This is a genomic window from Rhodanobacter sp. C01 (assembly GCF_002001045.1).
GTDB lineage: Bacteria > Pseudomonadota > Gammaproteobacteria > Xanthomonadales > Rhodanobacteraceae > Rhodanobacter.
On the sequence record NZ_MUNR01000010.1, the window covers coordinates 409,080 to 416,309 of the forward strand.

Annotated in this window: 7 protein-coding genes; 2 read left to right on the forward strand and 5 right to left on the reverse strand. The window is 63.9% G+C overall.

Features of this window, described 5'->3' with window-relative positions; genetic code table 11:
- Position 1: 1 nt before the first annotated feature.
- On the reverse strand, positions 2 to 3,460 hold the full coding sequence (locus B0E50_RS09205) for a PAS domain-containing hybrid sensor histidine kinase/response regulator (protein ID WP_174575035.1): 3,459 nt from the start codon (positions 3,458 to 3,460) through the stop codon (positions 2 to 4).
- A gap of 118 nt (positions 3,461 to 3,578) precedes the next feature.
- On the opposite strand from B0E50_RS09205, the gene B0E50_RS09210 reads away from it, so the two are divergent.
- Positions 3,579 to 4,223 (forward strand): 4'-phosphopantetheinyl transferase superfamily protein, encoded by a 645-nt coding sequence (locus tag B0E50_RS09210; RefSeq protein WP_077440874.1) that lies wholly within the window; start codon positions 3,579 to 3,581, stop codon positions 4,221 to 4,223.
- A gap of 91 nt (positions 4,224 to 4,314) precedes the next feature.
- A complete protein-coding gene (locus B0E50_RS09215; RefSeq protein WP_077440875.1) occupies positions 4,315 to 5,058 on the forward strand; it encodes a pyridoxine 5'-phosphate synthase in 744 nt (247 codons plus the stop codon).
- Between the two features lie 109 nt (positions 5,059 to 5,167).
- Here the strand turns inward: B0E50_RS09215 and B0E50_RS09220 are convergent, their stop codons facing one another.
- The 4 genes from B0E50_RS09220 to B0E50_RS09235 all read right to left on the reverse strand — a co-directional run.
- The gene (locus tag B0E50_RS09220) at positions 5,168 to 5,572 is read right to left on the reverse strand and encodes a biopolymer transporter ExbD (protein ID WP_077440876.1); all 405 of its coding nucleotides are present in this window, start codon (positions 5,570 to 5,572) and stop codon (positions 5,168 to 5,170) included.
- A gap of 6 nt (positions 5,573 to 5,578) precedes the next feature.
- On the reverse strand, positions 5,579 to 6,001 hold the full coding sequence (locus B0E50_RS09225; RefSeq protein ID WP_077440877.1) for a biopolymer transporter ExbD: 423 nt from the start codon (positions 5,999 to 6,001) through the stop codon (positions 5,579 to 5,581).
- A gap of 14 nt (positions 6,002 to 6,015) precedes the next feature.
- Positions 6,016 to 6,756 carry a MotA/TolQ/ExbB proton channel family protein gene (locus B0E50_RS09230; RefSeq protein WP_077440878.1) on the reverse strand — a complete coding sequence of 247 codons (741 nt, stop codon included), beginning with the start codon at positions 6,754 to 6,756 and terminating at the stop codon, positions 6,016 to 6,018.
- A 98-nt stretch (positions 6,757 to 6,854) separates the two neighbouring features.
- On the reverse strand, positions 6,855 to 7,230 hold a 376-nt coding region (locus B0E50_RS09235), incomplete at its 5' end, for an energy transducer TonB (protein WP_077440923.1).

Sequence of the window (7,230 nt, forward strand, 5' to 3'; positions counted from 1 at the left end):
GTCAGCGCCGCAGCAACGCCGTCAGCAAGGCACGCAACGCCGCCGGACGCACTGGCTTGTGCAGGACCGGATAACCCAGCGCGCGTGCGCGCTGCTTCAGTTCGCTGCTGCCGTCGGCGGTGATCATCGCGGCAGGCGGCAACTCGGGACAATCGACGCGCAACAGCTGCAGCGCCTGCAGCCCATCGACATCATCGGCAAGATGGTAGTCGGCCAGGATCAGGTCGACCGGGCCACGCGCCAGTTCGTGGCGGGCCTGCTCCACGTCCAGCGCGGTGCGGCAATCCACGCCCCAGCGTTGCAGCAGTGCGCGCATGCCGTCGAGGATCACCGCGTCGTTGTCCAGGCACAGCACGGTCAGTGGCAGCTGCTCGTCCGTGCCGCTGCGCGGCACCTGTTGCCGACGCGCCGGTACCGGCGCGCTGCGCGGTACGGTGACCGAGAAACAGCTGCCATGTTGCGGCTGCGAATGCAGATCGAGCCGGTGTCCGAGAATGCCGGCAATGCGGTCGCAGATCGACAGACCCAGACCGAGTCCTTTCTCCCCCCAGGGCGATGGTTGCTGCAGCCGCTGGAACTCGCCGAAGATCCGCGCCTGTTGTTCCGCTGCGATGCCGGGGCCTGAATCCCACACCTCGATGCGTACGCTGTCGCCGCATCTGCGCACGCCCAGCAGCACGCCACCCGTGCGCGTATAGCGCAGCGCATTGGAGAGAAAGTTCTGCAGGACCCGGCGCAGCAGCTGCGGGTCGCTGCGCACCGCCAGCCGGGTCGGCACTACCCGCAGGCGCAACCCGCGCTGCTCGGCGACCACCGCGAACTGCGCCTTCAGCGAATCGAACAATTCGGCCAGCGCGAATCCACCCACGTCAGGCCGGTAACTGCCCGCATCCAGTCTCGAGGTATCGAGCAGTGCGTCGAGCAGATCCTCGGCGGCACGGAACGAGGCATCGATGCGTTCGGCCAGCTGACTGGCTTCGGCATCCAGCCCGGGATGCTGGCGCAGCGCCGAGGTGAAAAGGCGCGCCGCATTCAGCGGCTGCAAGAGGTCGTGGCTGGCGGCGGCGAGAAAGCGTGTCTTGGAAATGTTCGCCGTCTCGGCGGCACGACGCGCCTGCGCGGTAGCCGCCAGCGCTTCGGACAGCTCCGCGGTGCGCTGCTCCACGCGCTGTTCCAGCGTCTCGTTCACCTCGATCAGCGCCTGCTCGGCATGCTTGTAGGCGGTGACATCGCTGTAGGTGGTTACATAACCGCCATCGGGCAGTGCACGGCCGCGCATCTCGATCACCGTGCCGTCGGGCCGTACGCGCTGGAACAGATGCGACGAGCCGGCGCGCATGTGATCAATGCGTCTGGCCACATGGCCGTCCACTTCACCCGGACCGCACTCGCCCAGTTCCGCATTGCGACGGATCAGGTCGGCCACCGGCATGCCGACGCTCACCATGCCGTCGGGATAGTCGAACAGCTCCAGATAGCGCCGGTTCCATGCGACAAGCCGCATCTGCGCATCGACCACGCTGATCCCCTGCGAAACGTTCTCCAGCGTGGTCGAAAGCAGTGTGCGATTGAAGCGAAGCTCCTGGGACGCCTCGTCCATCAGCGCCACCGCCTCCGCCAGATCCAGCCCGCTGCCTGACAGCGCGCTGATCAGGATGCGCCGCGCATTCGCGGCGCCCACCGCGGAAGCCAGCAGGCGCTCGGTGTACTGGATAAGTGCGCGATCGGCCACGGCGCCAGCCTGCAATGGGTGGCCATGGCGTTCGCCGTATTCTGCAAAAGCACGTGTGCTGTTGCGCTCGCCCACGATGCGCTCGGCAATCGTGCGCAGGTCAGCCACCGCGACCCGGCCTCGCCAGTCACCGGCGCGACCGCGCGTGGCCAAATGGCCATCGACGAACAGTGCCGCATGCAGGCGTTCCTCCAGGCTTGGCCGAAAGCGCAGCGACATGAAGACCAGGCAGCCCACATTGACCAGCAGCGACCAGAACGCGCCGTGCATCACCGGATCCCAGCCGTCGAGGTGGAACAGCGCCTGCGGCCGCAGCCAGTTCCAGCCGAACGGACCCTGCTGCAGCCATGTCGGCGAACGGATCACCGCCGGCAGCAGCAACGTGTATGCCCATATCGCAAAGCCGCCGATCAATCCGATGGCAACGCTACGGCGACTGGCACCGCGCCAGTACATCGCGGCGATCAGTGCCGGCGCAAACTGCACCACCGCGGCAAACGCCAGCAGGCCGGTGGCCGCCAGATTCTGCGCATCGGCAGCCACCCGATAGTACGCATAGGCCATCAGCGCCAGCGCCATGATCGCCGCACGCCGCACGCGCAGCACCAGTTGCCGCAGATCGCTGCGTTGCTCCAGCCGCAATCGGCGGATGCGCAGCAAGGCCGGCATCACAAGGTCGTTGCTGATCATGGTCGACAGCGCCACCGATGCCACGATGACCATGCCGGTCGCCGCCGACAGACCACCGATGAAGGCAAGCAGTGCCATGCCGCGATCGCCATGCGCCATCGGCAAGGTCAGTACCCATGCATCGGCGAGTCCTGCACGCACCGTCGGCAAGTACATGCCCGCCGCCACAATCGGCAGCACCGCCAGACTGATGACGATCAGATACAGCGGCAGCATCCAGCGTGCGTGCTTGAGATCGTCGACATCCTCGCATTCGACCACGCCGATCTGGAATTGCCGCGGCAGACAGAACATCGCAGCGAACGCCAACATGGTCTGGGCAAGAAAACCCGAAGGCAGGCCGTGATGCAGCTGCCTCAGAGGAAGCTGCGCGGTAGCGGCCAGGCCGGGCCCATGCCACCAGGCATAGACGGCCAGCGCCACAAACGCCAGCAGCTTGATCAGCGACTCCAGTGCGATCGCCAGCATCATGCCGTGGTGATGCTCGGTCGCATCGATGCTGCGGGTGCCGAACAATATCGCGAACACGGCCAGCAACAGGGCACACCACAACGCGCTGTCGATGCCGCCACCCGGCATGGTGCCTTGCACGATTCCGCCGAGCACGCCGAACGATATCGCCACCGCTTTCAACTGCAGCGCAATGTACGGCACCACTGCCACGACCGCGATCACGGCCACCAATGCCGCCAGGCCGTGCGATTTCCCGAAACGTGCGCCGATGAAATCGGCAATCGAAGTGATGTTGCGCTGCGCGGCGATCCGCACCAGCTTGCGCACCAGGCCAAAGCCGAAGGCGAACAGCAGGATCGGGCCCAGATAGATCGGCAGATAGGCGAGTCCATCGCGCGCCGCCGAGCCGACCGCGCCGTAGAACGTCCATGACGAGCAGTACACCGCCAGCGCCAGGCTGTAGATGACCGGCCGCAAGCGGGGCTGGCGCGGGTACAGTGGCCGCCGGTCGCCCACATAGGCGACCACGAACAACAGTCCGACATACAGCAGCGACGCCAGCAACAGCAACCAGACCTGGATCAAGCAGCCTTCCCTCCAGCCAGCAACGGATTCAGCCACACGGAGTCGGCTCCGTGACAGAACGCGGCGATGCATCCGCTACCTGCTTGTGCAGGAGCAGCACCAACGGCACCATGCCCGGATGACCTCACCGCACGCATCGACGCTTGCCAACGTAGCAGAGCACCTGCGCGATGACGAGATTCATGTCTGGCATCTGGCCTACCGGAATATGCAGGGCCGCGCGCCCCTGCGTCGCGTGCTTGCTGCGTATCTGGGAATCGACGCTGATGCCGTGGCATTGTTGGATGGCGAACACGGCCGTCCGGTGCTCGCTGCCGTCCATGACACTCCGCTGGGTTTCAACTGGTCGCATAGTGGTGACCACGCATTGATTGCCATTGGCCGCAATCTTGTTCCGGGCGTCGATCTGGAACACATTCGCCCACGGCCACGCGCGCTCGAGATTGCCCAGCGCTATTTCAGCGCGGACGAGGCAGCCACCCTGGCAAGCCTGCCGGCGGAAGACCGCAGCATCGCCTTTCTGGAACTGTGGACGGCCAAAGAGGCTGTACTGAAGGCACTTGGGCGCGGCATTGCATTCGGCCTGCATCGTCTCAGCATTGCCGGCACGGGTCCGCATTTGTGCCTGCGGCGACTCGAAGGCGAGGATATCCAGGCCTGGCAATTGCATCGACTGACCGTCGATGCAACGCTGCTCGCCGCGCTGGCTTGGCGCGGCGAAGCACGGCACATCCGGCTGCACCGGCTTGCCAGCAACCACTGATCGGCGCACTGTCGTCGTTCGCCGGCGATCGGTTGCCTGATTGACGCTACCGTGCCGTACCGACCTTACTGCCAGAGACCGTGCATCCGCGATGACCTTGCTCAGCGTCAACCTCAACAAGATCGCCGTGCTGCGCAATTCGCGCGGCGGCAACGAACCGGATATCTGCCATGCCGCGCAGACCTGCATCGAAACCGGCTGCGGTGGCATCACCGTGCATCCGCGCCCCGACCAGCGCCATGTGCGTCCAGCCGACGTACGCGTGCTGGCCGCGATGCTGGCGGGCCGGGTGGAATACAACATCGAAGGCAATCCGTTTGCGCCGGCCCGTGGCGAATACCCCGGGCTGCTCGCGCTGGCACGCGAGGTGCGACCCGCCCAGGTGACCCTGGTGCCCGATGGCGATGGCCAGATCACCTCCGACCACGGCTTCGATCTCGCACGGGACCTTGATCGCCTGCGCCCGCTGGTGGCGGAGTTGAACGAGCTAGGATGCCGGGTCAGCCTGTTCGTCGACGCCTGCCCTCAGGACTTTGCGCTGGCGGCGGCGATCGGCGTGCAACGCATCGAAATCTACACCGGCCCCTACGCACGGGCCTTTGCCGACGGTAACCCTGCAGCCATCCTCGCCGCCTGCGCCGAGACCGCTCGCAGTGCGCAGCAGGCAGGACTTGCAGTGAACGCAGGGCATGATCTCAGCCAGGCGAACCTGGGCACGTTCAAGGCGGCAATTCCCGGCCTGGCGGAAGTCTCGATCGGCCACGCATTGATTGGCGAAGCGCTGTACCAGGGACTGGCCACCACCGTGCGCAACTATCTGCAGATCCTGCGCTGATCGATGGCGTCGAACACACGGTTGCCGGTGCCTGTACTTTCGCGTCCCGTCCAAACAGAAACCCCCGCGCGAGGCGGGAGTTTCATTTGCGGCAACAAGCTCAGATCGTTTACTGGACTTCGGTAAAGCCGATCTTCGTCAGGTTGTAGCTCTTGGCGTCGGCCAGCACGCGCGCCACGTACTGATAGGCGGCGGCATCGTCGGCAGCAATCTGGATTTCCGGCTGATTGCTCTGCTGGGCGATCACTGCAAGCTGCGCCTTCAGGCCCAACTCGTCGACCGGTGTGTCATTCCAGTAGAACGCACCGCTTTGGTCGATCTTCAGATGGATCGGATCCAGCGGATTGGGCGGATTGACCACGTTCGGATTCGGCTGCGGCAGATCGACCTTGATCTTGAGCGCGGGGATCGGTGCCGTGATCATGAAAATGATCAGCAGCACCAGCATCACGTCGACCAGCGGCGTGACGTTGATGTCCGACATCGGTCCACTGGTTTTGGTTGAAAAGGCCATTTCTAGTTACCCCTTCGGCACGTCGTGGGTCATGAAGCCGACGTGCACCATGCCCGAATCCTTCGCGTCGCCAATGACCTTCTTCACGATCTTGAACTCGGTCGACTTGTCCGCGCGGATCTGCAGCTCGGGCTGCGGTGACTTTTGCGCTTCCACCGCGAACTGTGCCTTCAATTCAGCCTCCGTCGCCGGATGGTCATTGAGGAACATGGTGCCGTCCTCTTTGATCGCGAGATCCAGTGGCGGTACCGGCAGATCCTCATCCTTGGTCTTCGGATTGGCGGTGGGCAAGTCGATGGTGATGGAGTGCGACATCAGCGGTGCGGTGATCATGAAGATGATCAGCAGTACCAACATCACGTCGACCAGCGGCGTGACATTGATTTCTGACATCGGTCCGCCGGTATTGCCACCGGTGCTCATAGCCATGAGTCAGACCTCTCTTAAGACTTGAGGGTCGGCGCGGAGCCTTCGACACGCGAGCCGGTAGCGAAGAAGTCGTGCAGGTCATGCGCGAATTCATCGAAGCGAGCGTAGGTCAGGCGGTTCGAGCGGCTGAAGAAGTTGTACGCGAACAGTGCCGGGATCGCGGAGAACAGACCGAAGGCGGTCATGATCAGCGCCTCACCGACCGGGCCGGCCACGGCGTTCATCGACGCGTTGCCCGTGGCTGCGATGCCGATCAGCGCGTGGTAGATGCCCCACACCGTACCGAGCAGACCAACGAACGGCGCGGCCGAGCCGACCGTGGCGAGCAGGGTCATGCCGCCTTCCAGACGCAGGCTCTCGCGAGCCACAGCCTGGCGCAGGGCACGGTCGATGAACTCCGAACGGCTCAGCGACTCGGCCAGACGACCGGTGGTACCGGAAGTGCTCTGCTGATGGTGGGCCACCGCCGATGCAGCATCAAGTGCGATCTTGGAGAACGGCTCGCTCTTGGGCTGGGCCTCCAGCTCGCGGATCGCGTCCTGGGTGGAAGCATTACCCCAGAAACCGTCGATCACCTTGTCGGCACGCGACTTCACCGTCGCATTGCGGATGCCGTTGGCAATGATGAAGTACCAGGACAGGAACGACATCGCCACCAGTGTCACGAACACGACCCAGCCGAGCCAGTCGAAATTCTGCATCAGGTTGGCGAAGCCCATCTGTTTCATGGCTTCGGCGTTGGTATTTCCACCCATGGCCTGGGCGGCATCGGTTGTTGCAGGAGTCTGTAGGAACATAACGCTACCCTAGGGAAGTCAAGCGTGAACTGTAACTGTAATCCAATGAAGCCGGATTACAGCGAATTGAGATTGAAGTTGACGGGAACGCGGGCATAGCCCTCAACCTTTTGTCCGTTTCTGACAGTCGGGTTGAACCGCCACTGCCTTGCCGCCTCCATGGCTGCACGATCAAGTTCGCGGAAACCGCTGGACTTGTCGACCTTGATGTCCTTCGGCGATCCGTCCACTCCAACCAGAATCATCAGGATAACCGTGCCTTCGTGATGCTCCCGCATGGCTTGCGGCGGATACTTCGGCTGGATGCGGCTGTTGTAGCTGAGATCCTGGCTTGCCGTGATATCCGCTGGCGGTGCCGGTGGAGCTGGCGGTGCCGGTGGCGGTGCCTGCGTCGCGTTCTGCGAAACCTCTTCCACCGGTGGTGGCGGGGTC